This window comes from Streptomyces sp. NRRL S-244 (assembly GCF_000717915.1).
Taxonomy (GTDB): domain Bacteria; phylum Actinomycetota; class Actinomycetes; order Streptomycetales; family Streptomycetaceae; genus Streptomyces.
In genome coordinates this window covers 192,728-218,860 of sequence record NZ_JOCX01000006.1, presented here as the reverse complement: position 1 = coordinate 218,860, position 26,133 = coordinate 192,728, and the positions used below count along the sequence as shown (strand labels likewise).

Annotated in this window: 19 protein-coding genes; 14 read left to right on the top strand and 5 right to left on the bottom strand. The window is 72.7% G+C overall.

Going from position 1 to position 26,133, the window contains the following annotated elements; genetic code table 11:
* Positions 1-24: 24 nt before the first annotated feature.
* The 11 genes from IF02_RS0109780 (at position 25) to IF02_RS0109730 (ending at position 11,912) form a co-directional block, all read left to right on the top strand.
* Positions 25-1,068: a phosphatidylinositol-specific phospholipase C domain-containing protein gene (locus IF02_RS0109780; RefSeq protein WP_030155372.1), complete on the top strand. Its 1,044-nt coding sequence runs from the start codon at positions 25-27 to the stop codon at positions 1,066-1,068.
* A gap of 46 nt (positions 1,069-1,114) precedes the next feature.
* Entirely contained in the window at positions 1,115-2,179 is a 1,065-nt protein-coding gene (gene tsaD / locus IF02_RS0109775; protein ID WP_030155370.1) for a tRNA (adenosine(37)-N6)-threonylcarbamoyltransferase complex transferase subunit TsaD, read from the top strand.
* 99 nt (positions 2,180-2,278) lie between these two features.
* Positions 2,279-2,947 carry an O-methyltransferase gene (locus IF02_RS0109770; RefSeq protein WP_030155368.1) on the top strand — a complete coding sequence of 223 codons (669 nt, stop codon included), beginning with the start codon at positions 2,279-2,281 and terminating at the stop codon, positions 2,945-2,947.
* 50 nt (positions 2,948-2,997) lie between these two features.
* Positions 2,998-3,768, top strand: a complete 771-nt coding sequence (locus IF02_RS0109765; protein ID WP_051696068.1) for a tyrosine-protein phosphatase — start codon at positions 2,998-3,000, stop codon at positions 3,766-3,768.
* 126 nt (positions 3,769-3,894) lie between these two features.
* Positions 3,895-4,731 carry a S1 family peptidase gene (locus IF02_RS0109760; protein WP_030155365.1) on the top strand — a complete coding sequence of 279 codons (837 nt, stop codon included), beginning with the start codon at positions 3,895-3,897 and terminating at the stop codon, positions 4,729-4,731.
* A gap of 141 nt (positions 4,732-4,872) precedes the next feature.
* On the top strand, positions 4,873-5,184 hold the full coding sequence (locus IF02_RS0109755; RefSeq protein WP_051696066.1) for a DUF6968 family protein: 312 nt from the start codon (positions 4,873-4,875) through the stop codon (positions 5,182-5,184).
* 55 nt (positions 5,185-5,239) lie between these two features.
* Entirely contained in the window at positions 5,240-5,854 is a 615-nt protein-coding gene (locus IF02_RS0109750; protein ID WP_051696084.1) for a DUF421 domain-containing protein, read from the top strand.
* A gap of 244 nt (positions 5,855-6,098) precedes the next feature.
* Positions 6,099-7,346 (top strand): hypothetical protein, encoded by a 1,248-nt coding sequence (locus tag IF02_RS32305; RefSeq protein WP_158708476.1) that lies wholly within the window; start codon positions 6,099-6,101, stop codon positions 7,344-7,346.
* 125 nt (positions 7,347-7,471) lie between these two features.
* Entirely contained in the window at positions 7,472-8,353 is an 882-nt protein-coding gene (locus IF02_RS0109740) for a hypothetical protein (protein ID WP_158708475.1), read from the top strand.
* Complete coding sequence (locus IF02_RS0109735; RefSeq protein ID WP_030155355.1) at positions 8,350-9,459, top strand: ATP-binding protein; 1,110 nt, start codon at positions 8,350-8,352, stop codon at positions 9,457-9,459. The genes IF02_RS0109740 and IF02_RS0109735 overlap by 4 nt, the downstream gene beginning before the upstream one ends.
* A gap of 68 nt (positions 9,460-9,527) precedes the next feature.
* Positions 9,528-11,912 (top strand): hypothetical protein, encoded by a 2,385-nt coding sequence (locus tag IF02_RS0109730; RefSeq protein WP_030155353.1) that lies wholly within the window; start codon positions 9,528-9,530, stop codon positions 11,910-11,912.
* Here the strand turns inward: IF02_RS0109730 and IF02_RS0109725 are convergent.
* From IF02_RS0109725 to fxsA, 3 genes are all read right to left on the bottom strand, one after another.
* Entirely contained in the window at positions 11,890-12,906 is a 1,017-nt protein-coding gene (locus tag IF02_RS0109725; protein ID WP_030155351.1) for a hypothetical protein, read from the bottom strand. The genes IF02_RS0109730 and IF02_RS0109725 overlap by 23 nt on opposite strands.
* Before the next feature lie 70 nt (positions 12,907-12,976).
* Positions 12,977-16,663 carry an FxSxx-COOH system tetratricopeptide repeat protein gene (gene fxsT, locus IF02_RS0109720; RefSeq protein ID WP_030155350.1) on the bottom strand — a complete coding sequence of 1,229 codons (3,687 nt, stop codon included), beginning with the start codon at positions 16,661-16,663 and terminating at the stop codon, positions 12,977-12,979.
* A 175-nt stretch (positions 16,664-16,838) separates the two neighbouring features.
* Positions 16,839-17,033, bottom strand: a complete 195-nt coding sequence (gene fxsA, locus IF02_RS0109715) for an FxSxx-COOH cyclophane-containing RiPP peptide (protein WP_158708474.1) — start codon at positions 17,031-17,033, stop codon at positions 16,839-16,841.
* A gap of 240 nt (positions 17,034-17,273) precedes the next feature.
* Between fxsA and IF02_RS0109710 the strand changes: the two genes are divergently transcribed.
* The 3 genes from IF02_RS0109710 (at position 17,274) to IF02_RS0109695 (ending at position 24,010) form a co-directional block, all read left to right on the top strand.
* Positions 17,274-18,521 (top strand): FxsB family cyclophane-forming radical SAM/SPASM peptide maturase, encoded by a 1,248-nt coding sequence (locus IF02_RS0109710; protein WP_030155346.1) that lies wholly within the window; start codon positions 17,274-17,276, stop codon positions 18,519-18,521.
* The gene (locus IF02_RS0109705; RefSeq protein WP_030155344.1) at positions 18,518-19,888 is read left to right on the top strand and encodes an aKG-HExxH-type peptide beta-hydroxylase; all 1,371 of its coding nucleotides are present in this window, start codon (positions 18,518-18,520) and stop codon (positions 19,886-19,888) included. Before IF02_RS0109710 ends, IF02_RS0109705 begins: the two co-directional genes overlap by 4 nt.
* 597 nt (positions 19,889-20,485) lie before the next feature.
* On the top strand, positions 20,486-24,010 hold the full coding sequence (locus tag IF02_RS0109695; protein WP_030155341.1) for an NACHT domain-containing protein: 3,525 nt from the start codon (positions 20,486-20,488) through the stop codon (positions 24,008-24,010).
* Between the two features lie 72 nt (positions 24,011-24,082).
* Here IF02_RS0109695 and IF02_RS0109690 read toward each other — a convergent pair whose 3' ends face one another.
* Entirely contained in the window at positions 24,083-24,790 is a 708-nt protein-coding gene (locus IF02_RS0109690) for a response regulator transcription factor (protein ID WP_030155340.1), read from the bottom strand.
* Positions 24,787-26,037, bottom strand: a complete 1,251-nt coding sequence (locus IF02_RS0109685; RefSeq protein ID WP_030155338.1) for a sensor histidine kinase — start codon at positions 26,035-26,037, stop codon at positions 24,787-24,789. The genes IF02_RS0109690 and IF02_RS0109685 overlap by 4 nt, the downstream gene beginning before the upstream one ends.
* Between the last annotated feature and the right edge of the window lie 96 nt (positions 26,038-26,133).

Sequence of the window (26,133 nt, the reverse complement as noted above, 5' to 3'; positions counted from 1 at the left end):
ACTGGGCGGACAGGAGCCGAAAGCATGGGATTGCGGAACCGGATGGCGGGCGCGGTGACGGCGGGCCTGGCGGCCTTGACCCTCGTACTGGGCGCGGCTCCGGCGGGGGCACGGGCCGCCGCCGACCTCCCGTACGCGGGATCGACCGGCGTCGGCGTGCACAACGCGTACGAGAAGGCCAAGTACCCGTACTTCGCGGACGCGCTCGACTCCGGCGCCGCGATGCTGGAACTCGACGTGTGGACCAATTTCTTCGGCAGCTCCTGGCGGGTCTCCCACGACAACCCCTTCGGCAACGACAGCAACTGCGAGAACGCCACCAGCCCCGCCCAGCTGCGCACCAAGTCCCGCAACCAGAACCTCGCGGGCTGCCTCTCCGACATCCGCAGCTGGCACGACGCCCACCCCGGCCACCGCCCGGTCGTCCTCAAGCTGGAGCTCAAGGACGGCTTCGCCGCCAACCTCGGGCGCGGCCCGGCCGAGCTCGACGCGCTGCTGAACTCGAAGCTCGGCGACGCCGTCTACCGCCCCGGCCAGCTCGCCGCCGGCCACCCCGACCTGGACACCGCCGCCCGGGCCGGCGCGTGGCCGAGCCGTGCCGCGATGGCCGGGAAGTTCCTGGTGGAGCTGATCCCCGGCACGCTGGAGGAGGGCAACGCGAACGACACCCTGTGGACCGACCGCGAGTACGCCCAGTACCTGCGCTCCCTCGCCGCCGCGGGCCGGCTCGGCCAGGCCGCCGCCTTCCCCGCCGTGCACCGGGCCGAGGCAGGCGACCCGCGCGCCCGGTACGCCGACGCCTCGCTGCGCCCCTGGTTCGTGGTCTTCGACGGGGACGCGGGCGCGTACGCGGGCGGCTCGATCGACACCGCCTGGTACGACCGCAACCACTACCTGCTGATCGCCACCGACGCGCACAACGTGGCGCCCGCGATCGACGGGGTGCACCCGACCGAGGCCCAGGCCCGGGACCGCGTCGCCCTGATGGCGTCGCACCACGCGTCCATCGCCTCGGCCGACTGGTACCCGCTGCCGTCGGTGCTGGCCACGGTGGTCCCGCGCGGCTAGTACCCTTATTGCGAACTATTCGCAATAAGGGTCGGGTGCGGGTCTGATGGCTGTTTCTCCGGTGGTGCTCGGCATCGAGTCCTCCTGCGACGAGACGGGCGCGGGCATCGTGCAGGGCGGCCGGCTCCTCGCGCACGTCGTCGCGTCGAGCATGGACGAGCACGCCCGCTTCGGCGGGGTCGTCCCCGAGATCGCGGCCCGCGCCCACCTGCACGCCTTCGGCCCGGTGGTGCGCCAGGCCCTCGACCGGGCCGGACTGCGGGCCGACCAGCTCGACGCGGTGGCCGTCACCACCGGCCCCGGCCTCTCCGGCGCACTCCAGGTCGGACTGGCCGGGGCCAAGACCCTCGCGTACGCAGTGGGCGTACCGCTGTACGGGGTCCACCACCTGGCCGGGCACGTCGCCGCCGACACCCTGGAGCACGGGCCGCTGCCCGAACCCTGCGTGGTGCTGATCGTCTCGGGCGGGCACACCTCGCTGCTGCTCGTACGGGACCTCGTGCGCGAGCCGATCCTGCACCTCGGGGACACCCTGGACGACGCGGCGGGGGAGTGCTTCGACAAGGTGGCCCGGGTGTTCGGCCTGCCGTACCCGGGCGGGCCGGCCATCGACCGGGCGGCGCGGGGCGGCGACCCGGAGGCGGTCCCGTTCCCGCGTCCGCTGACCGGCGGGCCGCGCGCGCAGGACCCGTACGCGTACTCCTTCTCCTTCTCGGGGCTGAAGACGGCCGCCGCCCGCTGGGCCGAGGGCCACCGCCTGCGCGGGGAGCGGCTGCCGGTCGCCGACGGCGCGGCCTCGCTCCAGGAGGCGGTGGCCGACGTACTGACCCGCAAGGCGGTGGCCGCCTGCGCGGCGTACGGCGTGAGGACGCTGGTGGTGGTCGGCGGGGTGGCGGCGAACTCCCGCGTCCGGGCCCTGGCGGAGCGGCGCTGCGCCTCGGCGGGCATCGAACTGCGCGTACCGCCGATGACGTTGTGCACGGACAACGGCGCGATGATCGCGGCGATCGGCGACCTCCTGGTCCGCGCGGACGCGCCACCCGCCCCGCTCACGCTCACGATCGACCCGTCGGCCCCGTTGGAGTACGCGGCCCTCCACCCGACGGCCTGACGGCGCGGCCTGGCCCGGGGCGGGCCGTTGCCGCTCCGGGGCGCCGTCGTTGGGCAGTCCCGAAGGCGTACACACGGGACTCGCGAAGGGACGTACGAGATGGACAGGGCCGTCGGCGACGTGAAGACGGTGCACCTCACCCCCGAGGTGTACGGGTACCTGGTCGCGCAGGCCGAGCCGCCGAGCCGCATCCAGGAGGAGCTCGTCGAACGGACCCGCGCGCTCGGCCGCCCGGCGCAGATGCAGGTCCCGCACGAGCAGGGCGTCTTCCTCACCCTGCTGGGCAAGATGGTCGGCGCGCGCCGGATCGTCGAGGTCGGCACCTTCACCGGCTACTCCACGCTGGCCCTGGCCGCGGGCCTGGTCGCCGGCGGGCAGGTCCTGACCTGTGACGTCTCCGAGGAGTGGACGTCGATCGCGCAGGAGGCCTGGAAGGCGGCCGGGGTCGACGACCGGATCGAGCTCGTGATCGCCCCGGCACTGGAGATGCTCCGCGCGCTCCCGCCGGACCCGGTGATCGACCTGGTGTTCCTGGACGCCGACAAGCCCGGCTACCGCGCGTACTGGGACGAGCTCGTGCCGCGCCTGCGGCCCGGCGGGCTGATCCTCGCCGACAACGTCCTGTACGGGGGAGAGGCGGTGGACGCCGGCGCCCGGGGGAACGCCCTGGCCATCAGGGAGTTCAACGCGCACGTGCGCGCCGACGGGCGCGTGGAGTCGGTGATGCTCCCGATCGCGGACGGGCTCACGCTCGCGCGCAAACGCTGAGGCGTCCTGAGGCATCCTGGGGGACTCAACCGCATCCCGAGGAGCCCCAGTTGCCCGTTCAGAGCGCGCACGACCCGCACCACCCGCACCACCCGCACAGCCGCCACGTCGGCTTCGACCGCCTGCACAACTTCCGCGACCTGGGCGGCTACCGCTCCGCCGACGGCCGTACCGTCGCCTGGGGCGCGCTCTACCGGTCCGACTCCCTGGGCAAACTCGCCGGAGCCGACTGGGACCGCTTCCTCGGCCTCGGCATACGCACCGTCATCGACCTGCGCTACCCCTGGGAGATCGAGGCCAAGGGGCGGATCCCCGAGCCCGAGCGGTTCACGTACGCCAACCTCAGCATCGAGCACCGCCCGTACGACCAGGCCGCGATCGACCCGGGCGTCGACCCCTGGCGGTACCTGGCCGACCGGTTCGCCGAGGTGACCGAGGACGGCGTGGAGGAGATCCGCGGGGCCATCGAGCTCATCGCCGCCGGTCCCGGTCCGGCGGTCTTCCACTGCACCTCGGGCAAGGACCGCACCGGCCTGATCGCCGCTTTCGTCCTGACCCTCCTCGACGTGTCCGAGGAGGAGATCCTGGCCGATTTCGCGCTCACCGAGCTGGCCACCGCCCGCCTGACGGCCGACTGGCACGCCGCCAACCCGGGCCGCACCATGCGCTGGCCCTCGTACGGCCGCGCCCCGGCCGAGATCCTGTCCCTCGTCCTCGCCGACCTGACCTCGCGCTACGGCTCCACGGCCGACTACCTCGCGACGCGCGTCGGGATCACCCCGGCGACGGCGGACCGGCTCCGGGAGCGCCTCCTGCGCTGACGGGCGGCCTGGACCGGAAAACCGCCAACTCTGGCCACATCCTTGCCTGTTGATGCGGGTGTCCTAACAATGCACATGACAACCGGAGGATCTTCGGTTGCATCGTCATCAGAGGGGAACCCCCACATGCGCAAGCCTCTCGTCGGCGCCGTGCTCTCGCTGCTCCTGATAGGAGCGGCGGCAGCGCCGGCCGTCGCCTCAGCACCCCGGGACAAGGCGGCGGCGGCCGTCACCGTGAACTACGCGGGGACGGTCGCGCTCAGCAACTGCTCCGGGTCCGTCGTCCGCGCCCCCGGCTCCCAGCCGAACGACCCCGCGCTCGTGCTCTCCAACGGGCACTGCATCGAGACCGGTTTCCCGGGGCCGGGCGAGGTCGTCAAGGACCAGTCGTCCAGCCGCTCGTTCTCGCTCCTCAACGCGTCGGGCTCGCGCGTGGCGACGCTGCGGGCCAGCAAGATCGCGTACGCGACGATGACCGACACGGACGTCTCGATCTACCAGCTGACCAAGACGTACGCGCAGATCCAGAGCCAGTACGGCATCTCCGCGCTCACCCTGAACGACGCCCGCCCGGTGCAGGGCACGGCGATCAAGGTCGTGTCGGGGTACTGGAAGCGGATCTACAGCTGCAACGTGGACGGGTTCGCGTACCGGCTCAAGGAGGGCGAGTGGACCTGGAAGGACTCGGTCCGCTACACCTCGTCCTGCAACACGATCGGCGGCACCTCGGGCTCCCCGGTGATCGACACGACGACGGGCAAGGTCGTCGCGGTCAACAACACGGGCAATGAGGACGGGCAGCGCTGCACGGAGAACAACCCGTGCGAGGTGGACGAGGCGGGCAACGTCACGGTCCGCCAGGGCATCAACTACGCCCAGGAGACGTACATCATCGTCCCGTGCATCGGGGCGGGCAACAAGATCGACCTGAACCGCGCAGGCTGCACCCTGCCGAAGCCGTAACGCAGGAGGCCGCCCGCCCCGGCCGCCCGCTCGGCCGGGGCGGGGGGCCAGGCGAGCGGCCGGGTGGGCGGCCGGCCATACGCGGAACCGACGCGGACTGGGGGAAACTGGCCCCACCCAGTCGACGCGAAGGCCGAACGCATGAAGAACCACCCCACCATCGCGAGCCGCCCGCTCCAGGCGGTCACCAAGGACGGCGTGACCTTCCCGGTCACCCTCCGGCTGGGCGCCCCGTACCCCGATCCGAACCCGGACGGCGACTGGATCTGCCCGTGCCGGCTGGAAGGCCTGTCCGACGTCACGTACGAGATCCACGGGGTCGACGGACTCCAGGCCCTGACCCTCGCCGCGGAGGTCCTGCGCGGCCGGCTGACCGAGGCCGCACAGGAGCGCGGCCTCACCTTCACCTGGGGCGGGGAGAGCGGTCTGAGCGCGGCCGAGGTCCTGATCTAGGGGGATGCGGCGGGTCGGTGAGACCGGACATGCCGGATGTGCCAGCGTGGACGGGATGCATGCCGCCCACGACGCCCTCACCCCCTTCCTGCACGGTGAAGTCCCCTACCCGGAGAAGGCGCTCCGCACCATCGGGGTCTACGTACTGATCCTGGTGCTGCTGCGGATCGTCGGCAAGCGCCAGCTCGCGCAGCTCAGCACCTTCGACCTGGTGGTGATGCTGCTGCTGGCCAACGTCGTGCAGAACGCCGTGATCGGCCCGGACAACTCGGTCGTCGGAGCGGCCTTCGGGGCCGCCGTACTGCTCGGGGTGAACTCCGTGGTGGTCCGGACGGCCGCCCGCTACGAATGGCTGGGCCGCCTCCTGGAGGGCAGCCCCACCACCCTGGCCCGCGACGGCCACTGGCTCACCCGGGTGATCCGCCGCAACGGCCTGCGCCGCGCCGACCTGGACGCGGCGGTCCGCCACCAGGGCGGCGACGACGTCACGGAAACCACGGAGGTCACCCTGGAACCGGGCGGCGCCCTGGTGGTCCAACTGGCGGAAGCGAACCAATCCGCCGACAAGGCCGACATCGCCGCCCTGGAAGCCGCCCTGGCCGCCCTGACCCGGAAAGTCGACGCCCTGTCCCCCCGCGATGACTCCGGGCGCGGCGGGGAACGCCGGTGAGACGGCCTTCGGGGCCTGCGTTCGGCGACAGCCTGGACCGGGCATCTTCTTGGCACGACCGCGCAGAAGCGGCCGAGACGCGTCATCTTGTGTCGTCCGCTCGGGTCGAAGAGTCAACTCCCGTACGGGAGGCGGGAGTCCGGCTTTCGATTCGGCGCCCGCGACCCCTACGATTTACCTGGCTCCGCGGCGCCGGCATGTGGGGGTGCAGGGCGACGTCCGCGGGCCGGGAGGGGGAGAGGCTGTGAGGAGATCTGGAGGTGTCCGGTCCTGGCGGCTGCCGGAATCGATCCCCGGAATCGTGGTCGGCGGGCTCGGCGCGCTGGTGGCCGGCGTGACCATCGGGCTGTTCACGGATCCGGCGGCGCTGGTCGGCAGCGGCGGCTATCTCTACGGCACGGGGCTCCTGCTCGCCGTCGGACTGTACGGATCCACGTACTCGATCGATCTCGGGGCCCTGCGCTCGGACCTGTCCGGCGTGGTGGCGGCCGTGACGCTCGGCGTCGTCCTGAAGGCGTCCCTCATCGCGGGCGTGATGGTGCTGACGTTCGACCGGCCCGAGTACCTGGTGCTGGGCATCGCGGTGGCCCAGATCGATCCGCTGTCCGTCGCGGCGCTCGGCAAGGACGAGCGCATGTCGCCGCGCGCCCGGTCGCTGCTCACGGCGTGGGCCTCGTTCGACGACCCGATGACGGTGCTGCTGACGCTGTACGTCGCGGCCTACGCCTACACGGCCGCGGGGCACGAGGGCGTACCGGCCGTCGCGGGCGGCGGGGCCGGCGGCTACGTGAGCGGCCTGGGTCTCAACGCCGCGCTGCTCGCCGGGGTGCTGCTGCTGTGGTGGGGCGGACGCAGGGCGCTGCGGGCGTTCGCGGGTTCGAGGGCGGCGGCCGCGGCGCTCGCGGGCACGCCGCCGGGCCGGCGCGCCGAGGCGGTCCTCACGGGAGCACTGGTGGTGGCGATGCTCGCGCTCGCCGCGTCCGGCATGCTGATGCCCGCGGTGGCGCTGGCCGGTCTGGCCGTCCGTACGGGGGCGTTCGACAAGGTCGTCGAACGGGCCGTCGCCGGGGCCTATCTGGCCGCGTTCCTGGCACTCGGTCTGTTCCTGGCCCAGGGCGTGGCGCTGCTGCCCGGACTGGTCCTCGGCGTGGCCGCGTTCGGCGCGCAGGCGGTGGTCGCCCTGGGCGTCATGCCGCTGTTCGTACGGGGGCTGGAGCGGCGGGACCGGATCGCGCTCGGACTGGGTCAGCAGAACGGCATCACGGCCGTTCTCATCGCCCTCGCCCTGGAACGCGACTTCCCCGGCACGGTCTCGATCGTCGGCCCCGCCGTGCTGGTCGTCAACCTGCTCCACGGCACGTCGCAGGTGCTGCTCGCCCATCCGCCGCGGCCGTGGCGGCGCCGCGGCGGGCCGGAACTCCGCGCGGCCGAGGAGCGTCCCTCCGGGAGGGTGGCGCAGGAGCCGCTGGCCAAGGGGCGCTCGCCCGCCTGACGACCGCCAGGGCGGTGGCGACGACCGTACGGGGCCCAGGGGAACGAGTCGAGGAACCGGCACGGGGCAGTGGCGGCACGGGGCAGTGGCGGGACGGGGCAGTGGCGGGACGGGGGAGGGTGCGCATGAGGCGGAGAACGCGTCCAGGCCGGGCAGGGCTCGGGACCGCGGCCGCGGTCCTCGTGCTGCTGGCGGGCGCCCCGGTGTCCGCCGCGCCCGCCGGATCCAAGGAGCGCGACGTCCAGCTCGTGTACTGCCTCGACGCCTCGCGCCGGGCGGAGCTCGTCACGGCCGCCGTACGCCTGGGCCTCCTCCAGCCCGGGGCATCGGCCCCGGACTCCCTCATGGCCACGGACTCCGTCATGCCCACGGCCTCCGTCGGGCGCATGACGCCGGAGGCGTGGTCCGTGCGCCGTCAGGACGACTTCGCCCGGGCCTGTTCGGCGCTGATGGGGGCCGCGTCCGACTCCCCGGGGGCCGGAGCCGAGGAGAAGAAGGGGGAGGGCGGCTGGTGGGAGACCTTCCTGACCTCGCTCCCCCTCCTTGCGGTGGGCGCCCTGCTCCCCCTCGGCGGGCAGGCCTGGGAGCGCGTCTCCTCCGAACGCCGTCTGCTGAAACAGCAGTTGGAGAGCGGAAGGGCGTCCTTCCGGGCGGCTGCCCGGGAATACCTCAGGAACTACGAGGACGATCCGGCGGCGGACCACGCGGCGGTGCTGACCGCGCACGAGGCGCTGGGCGCGGCCCTCGCCCGGGTCGCCGCCCCCGGCGCGCGGCGGACGCGGGCCCGGCAGCTGGCAGATGAACTGCCGCTGGCCCGGCCGCTGCCCGAGTTCAGCGGCGACCGGCGGCTCGGAACCGATGCGCGCGCCCGGCGGGCACAGGAGGTACGGCAGTCCGTGGACCGTAAGCTGAGCGCCGTGTCGGATCTCAACAGACGCACGTTCTACTGGAGATGGCGTACCGCACGCGAGCGCCTGGCTCGCACGACCCCGGGAGCGACCGCATGACGGTGCCTCCGCAGCACAACCCGTACAGCGTGCGCGTACCGAAGAAGAGGCAGGCCCTGCGCAACGTCGAGTCCCCGCCCCGGGTCGACTACCCGCTGGTGCCCTGGAGCGAGACGAGCCACTGCGAGCAGTGGGTGGACGTCGATCACGCCAAGGCGCAGGTGGACTCCTTCCGGAAGTGGCTGGAGAGGCTCCCGGACGTGGTCGACAGCGGGGTGAACTACGGCTCTCTGGTGGTGGTGACCGGCCCGATCGGCATGGGCAAGACCACCCTCATCCACCGGTGCGTCCACGAGGCGCAGAAGCACATCGAACGACTGGACCCGGACCCGCCCCTGAACCAGGTCGTCGCGATGACGGCCGGCTACGACAACATCGGCGACGTCATCAGCCTCGACGACAACGGCCGGTTCGCCACCATTCCGGCCATCAACGCCGGCATCGTGAAGCAGGTCGTCGGCGAGCTGCGCACGAAGCTCGCCCATGTCGACACGGGCATCTCCAAATGGCCACCGGGCGAGGCGTTCGAAGCGATCAGCGAGCTCCTGGAGCAGCAGGACGCGCTGCTCTTCGTCATCGTGCCGCACATCGCCTGGAAGGACCCGGGCGTGCGGAGCGAGTTCCTCTTGACGTGTCTGAAGCACGCACGGAGCCGGATCGTCCTCTTCGTCGAGATCAGCCACGCGACCGACCGGGCCAAGGAGGTGGTCAAGGAGGTGGTGAAGCATCCCGCGGTCACGCACCTCGAACTCGGCCGCCTGAAGGGGGAGGACCGGGTGACGTTCAGCCAGGCCGCCCGCTCGGGCCACCCCGACCCGGACGCGGCGCTCCTGACCGAGTGGGAGCCCGCCGATGTGCGGGAGCTGCGGATGGTCTACCACGCCGCGGCCGAACATCAGATACGCGCGGGCGAGCCGGTCCGGATCACGGCGCACGAGCTGAGCCACCACGCGGAACGGCTCAGACGCGAGGCCAGGGAGAACCTGCTCGGTGCGCTGGCCCACGACTCCCCACCCGACGAGTCCCCGCCCGACGACCCCGCGCCCCACGACCCCGCGCCCGACGACTCCCCGCCCGACAGCTCCGCCCCGCCGGCGAGCCCCTGACTCCGCCCCCACGCCCCACCCGCCCGCCGCTCGGATCGCCGTCATCGGAAACACGAGGAGTGCCCGCCGTGGCCCCAGACAGTGGAGACATCTGGCACAGCAACCCCTTCCCCCTGAGCCCGGTCGTGCGCCTCGGCCCATCGGCCGACCTCGGAAACGTGCCGGTCGAGGCGGCGGACTCGGGCAACGCGACGATCGGGACGCCGACCACCACCGAGCTCACGGGGCTGGTCGACGACTACCTCGGCAGCCGGCCGACCGGTGGCCGGCGCGGCAGGGTGATCGCCCTGGTGGGTGAGTTCGGTCTGGGCAAGAGCCACGCACTGCGCAAGGTGTACGCCGATCTGAGCGGTCTGCCGGACCCCCTGGCCATGTGGATCATGGACGAGCCGGTGCAGGACATGGGGCGGATGTACCGGGACCGGTTACGCGGTCCCGGTGACACGCCCCAGGGGAAGCGCGCCTTCGAGGAACTGGTCCGGAACTACTACGCGTACGCGACCGCCAACCGCGTCGACACCCAGGGCAGCGATTCACGACTGGGCGCGCTCGGCGAGATCGCGGCGGGGCTGCGGGGCGGCAGTCTCGACCCGGACAAGGTGGTGTCGGCGCTCCGCTACGACCCCGAGGTGATCCACGCGGACCTGCGCGGCACGCTGGGCGAGGTCACCGAGCACCGCCGCTTCGCCACCGCGCTGGCGCTGCTCCAGGATCCGTCGTTCAACAGGATGGTGTGGGAGTGGCTGAACGGCGGCGAGCCCGCCGAGCCGCTGCGTGAGCGCGGCATCACCGAGGCCATCGGGCCCGCGGCGGGGCAGGGCGGCCACGAGGACGCCGCCGGCATCGACCGGGTGTTCGACGCGCTGGCGGTGCAGGCCGTCCTGCACGGCCGGGTCGGCAAGCCGTACGCGCTCCTGATCGATTCCCTGGAGAAGGTGCTCGAATGGCGCGACGAGCACCGGCGTACGTTCATGGACGCCTTCGAACGGCTCGTCAACATCTACGCGAGCCGCGGCGGCCTGCTGGTCTTCTGCGTCTCTCCGAGCGGGCTGGGGGAGCTCCGGCAGAGCGTGCACGAGCGGCTGGTGCAGCTGTGGCCGAGCGGATTCGACGAGAGGCTCACCGGCGAGCTGGTCGCCGCGTACGTCCACGCCGGGCAGGGCGGGAGCGGCGCGCCCCCCGGCGCCTCCCCGGGCACGCCCCCCGGCCCGTCGCCCGACGGGTCCGCCGGCCCGTTCGACGCGGAGGCCCTGCGGCTGCTGTACGAGCTGACGGAGGGGGTGCCCCGCGAGGTCCTCAAGACCTGCCGCCAGGCCTGGCAGCTCGTCGAGGACAAGGACCGGCTCGAAGGCGGCGGGGGCGCGGTTCGGGATGTGCCGGCCGCCAGGGTGCTCCAGGCGGTGCGCGATCTGCACGAGGGGGTCGCCCGGCGTCAGGTCGAGGCGGACGTGCGCAAGGCCCTGGACATCGGTCAGTGGCGGATCGCCTCCCGCGATCCGGTCCCGGCCCGGCTGTCGGCCCCGCCGGGAGGCCGGGAGGAGGTGCTGCACTGGCTCTCTGCCGTGCCGAACTCCTACCTCGCGGTGATCCTCACCCGCTCCGTCCTCGTCGCCGATGACGCCGAGCGGATCGCCGCCCAGGTGCACAGCCTGCGCAGTGCGGTGCGTCCGGGGCGGTGCGAGGTGCTGCTCGTGGTCAACGGCCATGTCTCGCAGGCCATGCAGGACCGTCTCGGGCGCTCGATCGGATCCCGGCCGCTGGTGTACCGGCAGGGCGGCTTCGCGGAGACCGTGGACGAGGCGCTGCGGAAGCTGGACGGGCGGCTCGCGGACGGGCGCCGTGAGGACGGTCTGGTCCAGCTCGGCGAGCGGATGCGCCGCGACCTGGAGCAGCAGACCACCGAACTCGCCGAACTGCGCCGGGCGATGGCCTCGTGGACGCCGGAGCCCCGGCCGCGTGCCCTGCCGGCCGCCGGCGAGCGGAGCACATCGTCGCCGGGAGCGCCGGCGTCGGTGCTCGTCGAGAGCGGTCCCGAGCCGGAGCCGGCCGCCCTGGATCTGCCGGGACCGGTACGGCGCCGGTTCCAGGAGGCGCTCGCGGTGCTCGACACGGTCACCCGGCGCGTCGCCGGCACGGCCGTGAAACGGCGTACCGCGGCGGCGACGTCGGCGGAGCTCGGCGTGCTCGGCTGCGCCACCCTGGTCCGCGCGCTGACCGAGAACTTCCGCGGCTCGGTGGCGGCTTGGCACCGCGCCGCCGTGCCCGGTGCACCGACCGAGCGCCAGTGGGGCGAACTGCGCCGGATCTGCCGGGAGTACGAGACCGCGGTCGAGGTCCTTCCGGTGCATCTGCTGGGCAACCCGGGCCCCCCTCACCCGCTGACGGCGGCCCGTACGGTCGAGGTGCTCGCGGAGGAGGTGTGGGGCACGCTCAGCGCGGCGGTGGTGTCGTGAGCCCCCGTACCGCGCCCGCGAGCCGCTGCAACTGCGCGTCGGCGTTGGCGACCTGGGTCTGGTCGAGGGTGACACCGACGAGGAACTCACGGGACGAGGTCCAGACGAGGTAGATCGCACCCTCCTGCACGTCCAGGACCAGTCGCTCCACGGCCGGACTGCCCGCCTGCGCCGGGGCGACGAGGTCCAGCGCGTCGGCGAGACGTATCAGATGGCCGCGCAGGCTCCTGGAGAGCTCGCGGTAGGCGCTGCGCCGGGAGCGGACGCTGACGCTCAGGAACTTCGGTCCGAGGTCGTCCGATTCGAAGACGTCGCCCGCGCACACCAGGGTCCAGTCGCGGTAGTAGGCGGCGTACTGCAGGTCGGTGGTGTTCACATGGCCGAGCCACAGGGCGCGCAGCCGGTCCTCGTAGGCCGGCTCCGGCGTGGCGGCCGTGCCGAAGTCGACGCGCAGCGGAGTTCGTCCGCCGTCGACGGAGGAGAGACCGGGCTTGGCCGTCGGGTCTCCGCCGGGCAGCTCGTCGGACAGCCGGTGCACCTCGGTACGGATCCGGGTGACCAGACCGTTCATGGTGGTGTCCATGGCGTCGACGCCGTCGCCCGTGTCGGCGACCGCGGCCAGGTACTCGCCGGGCTTGACGCGCCCGCCCCACAGGGAGCCCTCCCCGTTCGCGACGACGGTGCGCATCAGCTCTCCCGTGCCGAGCGGCTGCAAGAGCACGCCGACGTCCTGGGCGCAGAGCAGCAGTCGGCTGCCGGGCAGCGACTCCTCGTCGCGTTCGTCGCCGGGGTCGCCGGTCACGGCGCCGAGGGGGCGCCGGCCGGCGCGGCAGACGACGAAGTCGAGGATGCCGTTGCCGAAGTGGGACAGAGACCTGATCCCGGGCGTCGAGGCGACCGACGCCTCGCACAACGAGGTTATCCGGCCGAGCCGTTCGGGAGCCCAGTGGTGCTCCGTCAGCGTCTGGGTGCCATGCGGTGCGGGGGCTGCCACGTGCACGTCGCCTTTCGGTGGATGAGGTCCCTGCGGGTCCCTCCAGGTTCCTACAGGTCCCTTCGAAGTCCTACAGTCCCGGCAGCTCCAGATCGATGTCGAAGCCCGACTGCGGGACCGGGCGCGAGGTGCCCGACGCGGTCAGGCGGGCATGGTGCGCCTTCACGCGCCGACCGTCCGGGCGGTGGGCGACACCCAGGTCACGGAGCCGGGTCAGGGCGCTTCCTGCCAGTTCGGCGGCTTCCTCCGCATGCCCCGCCTCGGCGAGGGTGGCGGCGAGGGAGTTCTCGGCGGCGGCGACCCACGGGTGCGCCTGACCGAGCTTGAGGGCGAGCCGGGCGAGGGAGTGGCGGCCGATCACCTCCGCGGACACCAGGTCGCCCGTCGCCCGCAGGTAGACGCCGTGGCGGACGTCGCTGAGCGCCGTGTAGGGGTGCGTCACGCCGAACCGTTCCGCCAGCGAGGTACCGCACTGCCGCGCCTGGAGCTCCGCCTCGTCCGCCTTGCCGAGGGCGTGCAGGTCGGCCGCGTAGCTGAACTGGCAGCGCAGGGTGTCGATCCGGTCGGCGCCGAAGCGGCTGACGTACAGCTTCAAGGCGCGCAGATCGCGCTCGTGGGCCATCTCGTACCCGTAACGGGGGTCCTTGGCGGCGGGGAAGCCGTCGGCGAGGCGGCGCTCGCTGACGGCGAGGCCGACCTCCGTCCTCAGCCGCGCCCCGTCCCAGACGTCGCCGTGCCGGCGCAGCCGCTGCCGCAGCAGGTCCCGGGCTTCGCCGTCACGCCCCATCGCCCGGTACAGGTAGGCGAGCAGGTCCGCCTCGCCCCAGGCGGCCGGGTCGGCCTTGCCCTTGACGGCCTGCTGGTAGCGGAAGCGCTCCTGGACCCGGCCGAGGGCGGCGGCGACGCGCCCCGTGAGCGCCTCGTTGAGCGCCAGGTTGTGCTCGACCTGGATGGTGGCCGGGTGCTGCCGTCCGAGCAGCAGGGTCAGGCCCTCCACGGAGGGCCTGAGCTCCAGCAACGCGTCCTGGAACCGGCCGAGGGCCCGCAGGGTCGCGGCGTGCGAGTCCGCCGAGAGCAGGGTGCGGGGGTGGACGAGGCCGAGGAGCCTGCGGTGGCCGCGCAGGGCCTCCCGGGAGAGCGCGCGGGACGTGTCGTACGCACCGGCGAGGCGGTGGGCACGGGCGGTGAGGTTGAGCAGGCGCAGGTACTCGGGCGTGGGCTCGTCGCCGTCGGCCCACCACGCTTCGCGGGCCCTGTCGGCGATGTCGAGGAGGCGTGAGAGGTCGGTGCTCTCGGCGCGTGCACCGAGCGCCTGGAGGTGCCGGAGCAGTGAGCGGCGCACGCGGGGCCGGTCGTCCTCCCACAGCCTGAGCGAGTACACCTCGCGCGCCCAGTCGGGGGGCAGGTCCTCGTCCTGTCGTACGTACTCGGCCAGGACGCCGCGCAGGACGGACTCGATGCGCTCCCGGGCCCGTGCGTCCATGCCGTCGCGGATCAGGTCGCGCAGCGCGTGGTGCTGGGTGAGGGGCTGGTCCTTGCGGTCGAACTCGACGTCGAGCAGGCCGACTTGGGCGAGTGCCCAGAGGGCGACGCTCACCATGTGCTCGTCGGGCAGCTGGACCTGGTCGGGGTGACGGACGCTGCCGTCGCCTTCGGGGGGCAGCGGTCCGGAGGAGTCGTCGCGGGCCAGTTCGGACAGGATGCGGCGCGAGCGGAGCAGCTCCAGGCCCATGCCGCGCCCGGTGAGCAGGGAGGCGGCTTGAAGCAGCCAGTCCAGTGCGTCGGCGGCGGGGCGCTCGGTGCGCCAGGCGGCGGCGCCCGGGGTGAACCGGGCGAACCGCCGGGCGACGTGCACCATGACGGCGAGGGAGGACACGGCTCCGGTCGCGCTCTCGCCGAGCAGCTCGGTCTTGCTGGCCAGGTACTCGGCGAGGAGGTCCGCGACGGCCGCGCGGGCCGCCGCGTCCGGGGTCATGTGGTCCTCACGGCGGTGGGAGGCGGCCCGCTCGGCGAGGCAGCGGGCGGCCAGCTGGAGGGGAAGCGGGATGAAGTCGACGATGCCGGCGACCTGTTGGGCCTGGTCGGCGGTGAGCTCCGGCAGCCGTTCGCTCAGCAGGTCGAAGCTCTCGGCCTGGGTCATGGCCCGCATGGGGCAGGACGTCAGGTACGGCGGGCGCGTGTCCCCGGGCTCGTCCTGCGCGGGGGAGACGCGGCTGGTGATCAGCACATGGCCCCGCTCGTGCGGGATCGGGAGCAGCCCGTTCAGTTCGGCGGGGTCCGTTGCCCCGTCGTAGACGATCAGCCAGCTGTTTTCGGTGTCGGGGCGCGAGAGGCGGTTCAGGAGCGGGGAGATGTCCCCTTCGGCGGCTACGGCTCCGAGCCGGCCCTCGGCCGTCCCGAGGCGTCCTGCGAGCCGGATCAGGCCCCTGCGCAGGCGCTGCGGGTCCCAGGAGCGCACCCACCACACCACGTCGTACCCGGGGCCGTGGCGATGGCACAGCTCGCGGGCGGTCTCGCTCTTGCCCCAGCCGCTGGGGCCGTGCAGCACCAGGGCCGCGCCGCCCTGGCCGGCCTCCCGCAGTTTCTCGTCGAGGGAGGTGAGCAGGTCGTCGCGGCCGGTGAAGCCGCCCCTGCGCGTGGCGACGTTGGTGATCTCCGGCAGCCGCGGGAAGCGGGCGCCGGTGGCGGACTCGCGGGGCCGCCCGGGGCCCAGGCCGAGGCCGGAGTACAGGATCCGCAGCGCCTCGTCCTCGGTGACGTCGCGCAGGTCGATGCGCTCGTGGTGCGCGGCCTCGGCGTTCGCGAAGGGCTCGTCGACCAGGACGATGCGCACGTCGGTGTGGGAGAGCGCGCCGATCTGGGCGAGGAGGGCGTCGTCGGCGTCGCCCGGTGACAGGAAGAGCAGGGCCGTGCCGGTCTCGGGACGCTCTCCCGTGTAGGTGTCGACCCTGCGCAGTTCGGTGCGGACGCCTCGTTCGCCGAGCCGGTCCCGCAGCCAGGCCGCCCAGGCGACGTGCCGCCCGGAGTGGACGACGGTGGCGTCGGTGAGCCGGGCCTCGCGGCGGGCGCGCAGCCAGTCGGCGAGTTGCGCGTAGGAGGGGCGCAGGCCCACGACGCTGCCCGCGTCCTCGGCCTCGACGGCGAGGCTGCGGCTGTCCATGTAGAGGGGGTTGTACGGGATCTCCAGGAAGGGGTATTCCCCCACGCCGCGGGCCAGGGCGAGCGCCGAGAACTTGCGGCGCACGCGCTCGCGCCCCTCGCGCAGCCGGTCGTGCACCCCGATGTCGCTCTTGAGCCCGAGGGTGAGCAGCCGTACGGGCCGGTCGGCGCGGCGGCCGGAGAGCTCCTCGGCGAGGGCGGCGGCGCCGTCGATGGACCAGGCCGTGAGGGCGAAGCAGATCACGAGCGCGTCGGCGAACTCCACCAGCCTGCCGGGTGCCTCGTCGCCGGGTGCCGCCGGTACGGGCGCCTCGATCAGGACGTGGTCGTAGCGTGCCGCGACGGGGTCGTCGAAGAGCGCGGTGAGTTCGCGCGGGGCGGCGCGCCCCACGGCGGCGACCTGCCCGGCGTCCGGCTCGGGCACCACGGCCCCGTCCCCCGATGCACCGGGGCGGCCGTCGACGAGCAGCACACTGCGGTTGCCCTCGGCGAGGATGTCCGCCGCGTTGCGCAGGGTGGTGCTCAGCCCGAGGTTCTCGGACGTGGTGTAGAAGACGGCGAACGAACCCGCGTGGCGCTGGGGGTTGGCGTCTGGCATGACCTCTCCGCTCGGCGCGGTGACAGCGAATGACGGTGGACATAACGGGCATGCAGGGATGCAAGTATAGGGGCCGTCCCCCCTTGTTCCCCGTCTTGTTCCCCGTCGGACGCCCGTGGCGTCCGCAGGGCCCGGAAGCCCCGGTGCGCGGTCGGCCGCACCGGGTGGCGAGCGGTCACATGCTCTCCGAGAACCCGGTGACGAAGGGATCGCCCGCCGTGTCGTGCACCCGGCGCAGAAGAGCACCCAGTACCGAGTCGGGGAGGGCGGCTACTTCCTCCGGCGAGAGCCCGGAGATGTCCAGGACGACGGACTCCGCGTCGGGTCCCGCAGGGGCCGGGTCGGCGCCCTCGGCATCGGCATCGGTCATGATGTCCACTCCCGGAGGTCGCTGCGGACCGGCGAACCGTTGTCCTTCCCAGGGTAGCGCCGCCACTCGCCCCGGAGGCAACCGCCGAACACGCCGGAACTGCTCCAACTGCGCCCCCCGTGCCACCCGTTGGCTCGTTCGTGATGTTGACGGTCGGCGCACCGCAACCGAATACTGGACGAACGGAGTGCGCACGTACCGCTGCGCGACCGATCGGCGCACGCTTTCGGGGGGGAGCGGATGAGTCGACCGTTACTGCGCCCGGGCCGGCTCCCCTGGCCGGGCGCCGCCGACGTGCTGACACGTGAGGCGGCCGGCTGGGTTCCGTACCCGTTCCACTCGTTCGTCCTCAAGGTGCACAGCCGCTGCGACCTGGCCTGTGACTACTGCTACATGTACCGCTCGCTCGACCAGAGTTGGCGTACACAGCCGCGCGCGATGGCGCCGGACACCGTCACGCGTACGGCCGAGCGGATCGCCGAGCACCTGGCCGCGCACGGACTGACGGAGGCGGGCGTCGTCCTGCACGGCGGTGAACCCCTTCTCGCCGGTGACGAGGCGCTCGCCCGCACCGCCGGGGTGCTGCGCGCCACGGTCGGCGCGGGTGTGCGGCTCCACCTGGCCCTGCAGACCAACGGCGTGCGGCTGACCGAGGAACGACTCGACCTCTGCGGGGAGTTGGGCATCCGGATCGGGGTGAGTACCGACGGCGGGCGCGCCGCCCACGACCGGCACCGCCGGAGCGCCGACGGCCGCGGCAGCCACGCCCGGGTCCAGGCCGCTCTGCGCCTGCTCGACACCGACCGCCACCGCCCGCTGTTCGCCGCGCTGCTGTGCACGATCGACCTGCGCAACGACCCCGTGCGGACCTACGAGGAACTGCTCGTCCACCGCCCGCCCGCCGTCGACTTCCTGCTGCCGCTGGGCAATTGGCACACTCCGCCGCCCGGCGTGGATCCCGCCGGCCGCCGGACCCCGTACGCGAACTGGCTGTGGTCCGTCTTCGAGCGCTGGTACGACGCCCCGGTGCGCGAGACCCACGTCCGCCTCCTCGACGATCTCATGGCGCTCCTGCTCGGAGCCGCCCCGCAGACGGAGGCCCTCGGGCTCGCCCCGGTGCGCTACGCGGTGGTGGAGACCGACGGCTCCCTCGCCCAGGACGACACCCTGCGCACCGTGTACCAGGGAGCGGCGCGCACCGGGCTCGACGTGTGGCGCCACTCCTTGGACGAGCTGCTGCGCCATCCCGGGATCGCGGCCCGCCAGTGGGGCGCCGACGGGCTGTGCGCCGCATGCCGCGCCTGCCCGCTGCACACCGTGTGCGGCGGCGGCCATTACGCGAACCGCTATCGCCACGACACCGGTTTCGCCAACCCGAGCGTGTACTGCGCCGACCTGACGGCGCTCATCGGGCGGGTACGGGAGCGGCTGGCCGGGGACGTGACGGGCCTGACCTCCGCCCGTACGGTGCCGGCGGAGGCGGTATGACACCGTCGCCGCACCGTCTGCCCGGCGAACTGTTCGACGGGATCGCCGCGGGCGGCGGCGGGGCAGAGGCGATGCGCCTGCTCGCCCGCGCCGAGCACAGCCGTCGTCTCGCCTGCCTGTATGCGATCAGGACCGCCGCCCGGGAGGCCGGGGGCGCGGTGGCCCAGGGGGCCGAGAGCGCCTGGGAGCTGCTGGAGACGGTCCACCGGGCGGACCCCGACGCCGCGACGGCCGTCCTGACGCACCCGGCGGCGGGTCCCGCGCTCGTCGACCTGCTCGCCCGCCTGACGCGGCGGCCCGAGGGAGCCGATGCCCCGGTGCACCGGCTCACGGCGCTCGCCGCCGCGGCGGCGGTGCGGGCCCGGGTGCCCGCCCGCGCGCGATGGCCGCTGACGGGGCCGGGTTCCTGGGCGCCGCTGCCCACGCTCGGCCGGGCCCACTTCCCCGGCGCCCGCCCAGGAGACCAGGTCGAGCTGCGCGTGGGGACCGATGGACGGGCCTCGATCGCCATTCCGGACGCCCCGGTCCCGCAGTCCCCGGTGCCGGTGGCCGGCGATCCGTACGCCAGCGGCGACCGCTGGCGGGGGGCGCGGCTGCTGGCCACCTTCGACACCGGCGCCACCCTCGTGCTCGACACCCTCGACCCGCCGTCCTTCCCGGCGGCCGCGGGGCGGGCGGTCCACCCCGACGCCGACGAGGCGCAGCGCTGGGCGGCGGGGGCGAAGGCGGCCTGCGGGCTGCTGCGCGCCGGCCATCCGGAGACGTACGCGGAACTGGCCGCGGGGCCCTGGCTCCTGGTGCCCTTGCGCGCCCCGGCCCGGGGCATCGTCAGTGGCAGCAGTGCGGAGACCTTCGGCTCCATGGCACTGTCGCTGCCGTCGAGCGGCACCGTCCTCGCGGTGACGATGGCGCACGAGATGCAGCACAACAAGTTCGCGGCGCTGCTGCACCTCTTCGACCTGTTCGAGGAGGGACGGCAGGGCCCCGAGGAGCGGTACTACGCGCCGTGGCGTCCCGACCCCCGCCCGCTGGTCGGCCTCTTCCACGGGGCGTACGCGCATCTGGCGGTCGCCCAGTTCTGGGGCAGGCGGGGGGACGCGGAGCCGGACCCGGACCTGCGGGCCGTCGCGCACACCCGCTTCGCCCGCTGGCGCTCCGGAGCCCGGGAGGCGACGGCCGCGATCCTGGACTCCGGCCGGCTCACCCCGCTCGGCCTGCGGTTCGCCGGCCGCATGCTGGAGACCCTCGACGCCCTGTGCCGCGTACCCGTGCCACCGTCAGCAATCCGCCGCGCCGAGACGGCCGCCCGGAAACACCGCGCGGCCTGGCACGACACGCCGGGCAACACACCCCCGCTGCGGGTCTGACCGGCTGCCCCGTTCCCGAAGCCGCCTACAGCCAGTCGCGCTTCCTGAAGATGAGGCAGAGGCAGAGGCAGAGGCTGACGCAGACGACCGCCATCAGCAGGATCGCGCCGGCAATGCCGGGGCGGTTACGGCCTGCGCACCCGGCGCGAGGCCCCTGGCCCCGCCTGCGACCGGGCCCGTGAGGCCGCCTCCAGGTCCGCGCATGCACGCACTACGGCCGCCCTGCGGGCCGGTGTTGAACCCTCTACGGCGATCTGTGTGCGCCGTGTGTGCTCCTCCTCGGTCCTGACGGCGGTGTGGTGGCCGATCCAGGCGCGGAGCAGGCCGACGGCGGCTGCGAAGGCCATGAGAAGGGCAGCGAGAACTGGATTGACGGCTATGAACTGAGTCATGGAATCTCCTCGCCGAGGCTGGGCGGTGAAGGGGTGTGCCACAACTCTGAGATCCGCTCGGACTTTCCCTCTAGGCTTGAGAAACCCTGCGAAACGGTAGGGCAGTCGGCGACACGGGGGAGCGATGGTCGGGGGCCGTCCACCGAAAGGTGATCAGCAGCGCTATCCGGAACTTGAAGAACTGGCTGCATGGTTCCGGGAGGCTGTGACGGACGTCGGCTATGAGAGCCTCAACGCCGTGGTGCGGGCGGAGATCGCCCACAAGAACGTCGTCTACGGCGTCTGCAACGCCACGAGGATGGTGAAGCCTGAGGTCATCCGGTCCTTCGCCGTGGCCCTGGGGCGTGACTCCTCCGACGTCATGCCGATCTGGACTCGAGCCAAGGAGGCCATGGACCGCGCCGCACACGCGGCCAAGCAGGCACAGGCGCCCAGCCTGTCTTCGTGGACCGAACTGCCGCTCCCGACACTCATGGTGCGCAACTTATTGGAAGCCCAGGCCAAGGCGGTGGAACGGCTGCCCTACGACATGCTGGGCGTTGCCGAACCTCCGTTGTCCGCCGTGTACGTGAGGCAGAGCATCCGAATACCCCACGTAGTGGGGGACAGTTCGACCCGTAAGGAAATGTCGTCGAGCGAGGGGCCTGATGCCCTCCCGCCCATGAGCACTTCCCGGCACGACGGCACTCAGGGCACCGATACCCAACTGCCGGTGCCGAAGGCGATGGTCCGACACCGGCATCTCCTGATCACCGGCGAGCCCGGAGCTGGCAAGTCCACCCTGTCCAGCCACCTCGCCTGGTCTCTCTCCCGCGTCTGGCTACGGCAGGACACCAGTCTCGAGGCGCCGGTCGACGAGCCTCTGCTCCCCGTCAAGGTCGCGGCACACACCCTCCTGGGTGAGACGGGCTCGTGGAGCGCGGTCTTGAGCCGGGCCGTTTCGCGCAGCCTGGGACACAGCCTGATCGCCGATCCAGATCCCAGTCTCTTCCGCGGCCGCGTGCAGGGTGCACGATGGATGGTTCTGGTGGACGGCCTGGACGAGGTAGCCGACCGGGAGTCGCGCGCCGAGGTCATCAGGATGATCGCGCTGCACACCCGCACGGACGGTGACTACCGTTTTGTGATCACCAGTCGCCCGCTGCCCGATGGCGAGCTCGCTCCGTTGCGTGGGCCATCGATGGGCGAATACACCATGGAGCCCTTCGGCGCGAAAGAGCTGAAGGACTTTGCCGACAAGTGGTTCGCGGCACAGTACGAGGACAAGGCGTCGGCGCGGGCAGCCGCTGAACGATTCCTCGGTGAGGTGAAGGACAGCCGGCTCCAGGAACTGGCCCACAACCCGCTGTTGGCCACCATCGCCGCGGTCAATGCCACGGTGGACCCCACGATTCCACTCCCGACCAGTCGTCTCAGCCTCTACCAGCGCTTCTTCGGACACCTGCTCACTCGGCGTGCCGGAGTCCGGGCAGAACTGCGTCGTCGCTACGCGCCCGAACCGGAACGACTGGCCCTGCACCTCTGGCTGGATGAGCAGAAACGGCGGCTGCTCGGGGCGCTCGGGCAGCATCGGCTCGAGGGTGAGGAGTCGCTGCTCGAGGCGGCGCTGGCCTGGGTTCGCGAACACGGCCGCGCCCACCTCGTTCTGGAAGGGTGGCAGACGGACGTCAGTGACTTCCTGCAAGGGACCGGAGTCCTCGTCCAGGAGCAGCGCGACTACCGCTTCCTTCACCACTCATTCGCCGAGTTCTTCGCCGCCCGGTCGTATGCGGAGGACATCGGCCCCGACTTCCCCGACCTCGAGTCCTGGATCCTGCGTGCCTTCCACGAGGACAAGCGGACCCTGGCCATGTTCGTCCTCTGCCTGTGGGCGGAGCGGGAGGAGTGCGAGGCCGATCGGATTGCCGAGCGGTTGCGCACCGGGGCGGTGGGAGGCCATGAACGGCCGCTGTTGGCCGGCCTGCTCCTCGCCGAGGGAGTCGCCTTCGGGGAGGACAACCGTCGGTTGCTGGTCGAGCGGTTGGAGAACATCGGCTGCTGCGCCCGTGACGAGTCGGATCAGGAAGAGGCTTTCGCGGCACTGGGTGCGCTCGGGGCGGAGCCCGGAGTACTGGACAGGCTGGAGCGCATGGCGCGCAATGAGCTTCTCGGAGGCGGGAAACGGCTCCTCGCCGTGGAGGCGTTCGGCCGGTGCGGGCCAGCGGATCTGACGGAGGAACTGCTCGGGGAGGTGCTGAGCGGGGTGTCGCTCTGGCTCGGCAAGGCCGCGCGCGTGGCCGTCGCGCTCGGCGACCGGGCTCGGGAACTGGTCCGCAGACGAGCCTGGGAGTTGGCAACGGAACCCGGCCGGAACAGCCGGAGACTCTCGCACGCCGCGCAGGCACTCGCACACATGGAGATGCCCGAGGACGCCGTGCGGGTCGCGCGCAAAGTGCTGGAGGACGCGTCCGCGGGTTCGCACTCCATACAACGGGCCGCCGAGGCCTGGCTCACCGCGATGCCCGAGGCGGCGCAGGAACTGACCGAGATCGTGATGTCCTGGCCGCCCACCGACCAGTACAGCCCCACAGCCGTGGGCAAGGCTCTGGAGAAATCCGGCGACATCCAGGCCGCCGCTCGGATAGCTCTGACGCTGCTCCGATCGGATGCCACCAGCCTCCACGCAACGGACTGGGCGGTGTCCCTGTGGGCCAAAGCACAGGGGCAGGACGCGCGCTCCGAGATCCGGACGGCCTTCGAACGCAGTGGGGCCGACGCGGGGCACTACCTGTGGGTCCCGGCGCGCCTCCAACAGGAGCTGGTCGGGCTTGGTGAGGTGGAAGGTGCCCTCGGCTGGGCGGACGAGGCGCAGGCCGGTGGCCGGTGGGGGACGTTCGGGGCGGGGCGCGCCGTCAAGATCTGGCTGGAAGCAGGAGGACTGCCTGCCGTCGGACGGGTGATGGAACGCATCTCCCGTGGCAGGTCGCTCACCCCGCCCGACCGGCCGGTCGTCGCCGAAGCGCTCCTGGACAGTGGGGCACTCGACGAAGCGGGAGAAGTGGCCGAGCTGGCGCTGCGCACTCCCTTCTGCTCTCGTGCCGAGTACGAGCAGGCGACCCGGGTTCTACTCAAGGCCCAAGGCCAAGGCGCCCATGGGGCGACCCGCCTGCTGGAGATCTGGGACGGCACCCCGGCCCTGGCCGACAGCAGTGATTGGCTCCAAGGCGTGCTGCAGGTTCTGCCTTATCAGGAGGACGACCTTGAGGCGACCGGCATCCTGGCCCGCCGGCTGGTGGCCTTGCCCGCAGGCGATTCGGACGACGTACTGCGCGGCCTCCACGGACTCCTCTCCCTGGAAGGCAGGGACGCGGTGCCCTACGTCATCGACACCGCACTCACCCACCCCTGGGTGACATGGCATCAGATGCGTGACCTCGCTGCGGAGTTCGCGGCACTGGGGGAACGGGAATCGGCCCTCCGCCTGTGGAAGCACGCCCTCGGATTCCCGGACCCACCCCTGGGCACGGAGCTCTCCCTGCTCATCGACATGCAGGCCGCAGGACTGGACGCCGAGGCCGCTGCCCATATCGAGAAGCTCATCGCGCACCCGGAGACCCGTGCGCCGCGGCGGCTGCGCCTGCGGCAGCTGCTGGCCTGGCTCAAGGCCGCCGGGGCGCTTCCGGATGATGCGTCCGTGCCCGAGCAACGCGGTGCAGCTGCTCCGAGACGGGCGACCGGTGGTGCATCGTAGGGTGCGGGTATGCGCCCCGGTTCTCCCCAGTCACGGCTGCCGGACGGCCGCGCGAAGAGGAGCGGAAGCCGGTCACCCGGCGAAGCCCGGGACGACCAGGCCGGACTCGTACGCGATCACCACCGCGTGGGTCCGGTTCTGCGCGGCGAGCTTGGTCAGCACGTTGCCGACGTGGGTCTTGACCGTCTCCAGGCTCACCGTGAGGGATTCCGCGATCTCCGGATTGGAGAGCCCAGTGGCCATCAGGCGCAGCACCTCCTCCTCCCGGCCGGTCAGGGCGGCCCGCGGCAGGGCCTCGGCGGAGCCCAGCGGGCGGGGGGCGACCATGCGGCCCAGTGCGGCCGGGAAGAGGACCGCTTCGCCCGCCGCCACCACCCGGACCGCCTCGGCGATCCGGCGGACCGGGAGGCGCTTGAGGACGAAGCCGCTGGCGCCCGCGCTGAGGGCGGCGGTGACGTAGCCGTCGTTCTCGAAGGTGGTGATCACCACCACCTTCGGCGGATCGGCCGTTTCGGCCAGCAGCTGGCGGGTGGCCTCGATCCCGTTGAGGCGCGGCATCCGGACGTCCATCAGGACCACGTCCGGCCGCAGGCTCCGCGCCCGTTCGAGCGCCTCGACGCCGTCGGCGGCTTCTCCGACCACCGTGATCCCCGGCTGCGCGGCGAGCAGCATGCGCAGGCCGCTGCGGGTGACCTCGTCGTCGTCCGCGATCAGGAGGGTGACGCAGGGGCTGGTGACGGCGGGCAGGGCCGTGCTCTCGCCCGCGTCGGATCCGCTCACGCCGACGCCCGTGCCGGCAGCCGGCAGGACAGCCGCCAGTGCTGCGTCCCGTCCGGGCCGGCCTGGAACTCGCCGTGCAGCAGCCGGATGCGCTCGGCCAGTCCGGGCAGACCGTGGCCGGAGGTGGGGAAGGCTCCCGGGCCCGTACCCGGCCCCGTCCGTGCCCCGGTCCGGTTGACCACCGTGAGGTCCAGTCCGTCCGGCCCGGCCGCCACGCGGACCTCGATCGGGCCGCCGGCCCCGTGGCGCAGCGCGTTCGTCAGCGCCTCCTGGAGTATCCGGTACGCCGCCCGGGAGAGCGTCCCCTGCACCTGCGCCAGAGCGCCCGACAGCTCCGCTTCCACCACCGCCCCCGCGTGCCGCAGGCGGTCCAGCAGCTCGGGGAGGTCGGCCAGGGTCCGGGTCGGGGCCGTCCCCGACTGTTCCTCGCGCAGCACTCCGAGCACGTAGTCCAGGTCCTCCAGCGCGGCCCGCGTCGACTCCTCGATGCTGCGCATGGCGGCCCGCGCCGCCGCCGGGTCGGCGGAGAGCATCTCGCCCGCCACCGCCGCCTGGATGGTGGCCGCCGTCAGCGTGTGCCCGATCGAATCGTGCAACTCGTGGGCGATCCGGTTGCGTTCGGCCAGCAGCAGTTCCCGCTCGGCAGCCAGTGCGAGCCGTTCGGCTGCCGACGGTCCCAACAGCCGTGGCGCCGACCACCGCAGGGTCTTCGTCACCAGTACGCAGACGGCCGCCGCCAGCAGGATGCACACGGCCGCCACCGCCCAGCTGCTCCACCCGCCCGATACCCGGACCGACGTGCCGAACAGACTCGCCCGCGCCTCGCCTCCGAGCCAGTTCCCCGGCAGGACGAGGCCCATGACGAACAGCACCCCGCTCGCCAGCGCCCCCGCCCACCCGACGGCCACGTGCAGCACCAGCCAGAGCGGGGTCCGCCAGCGGTCGAGGCCGGGGGAACCCGGGGCCTGGCGACCGGCCACCGGATCCGGCAGCGGCACCCGCAGCAGCCGGCGTGCGGACACGACCAGCGCCCGCCGTACGGGGCGCGCCAGTCCGGCCACGCCGACCAGGACCGCCCAGACGAGCAGGACCAGGACGAGCTGCACGCTTTCGGGAGCGGATCGCCACGACAGCGCCGGCAACAGGGCGAAAGGCAGCAGCGGAAGGCTGGCCAGCGCGCCGCAATAGGCGAACAGCACACCTGAATACGTGGAGCCGCGCAACAGCGGCCGAATTCCCCTGATCATGATCGCCAGTATCGCCGGGCAGCCCACCGGCAGCCTCCCCCGATCGGGGGAGCGGTTTCTCCCGCCTTCCCGCGATGCGGTCACAGGGCCCTGGAA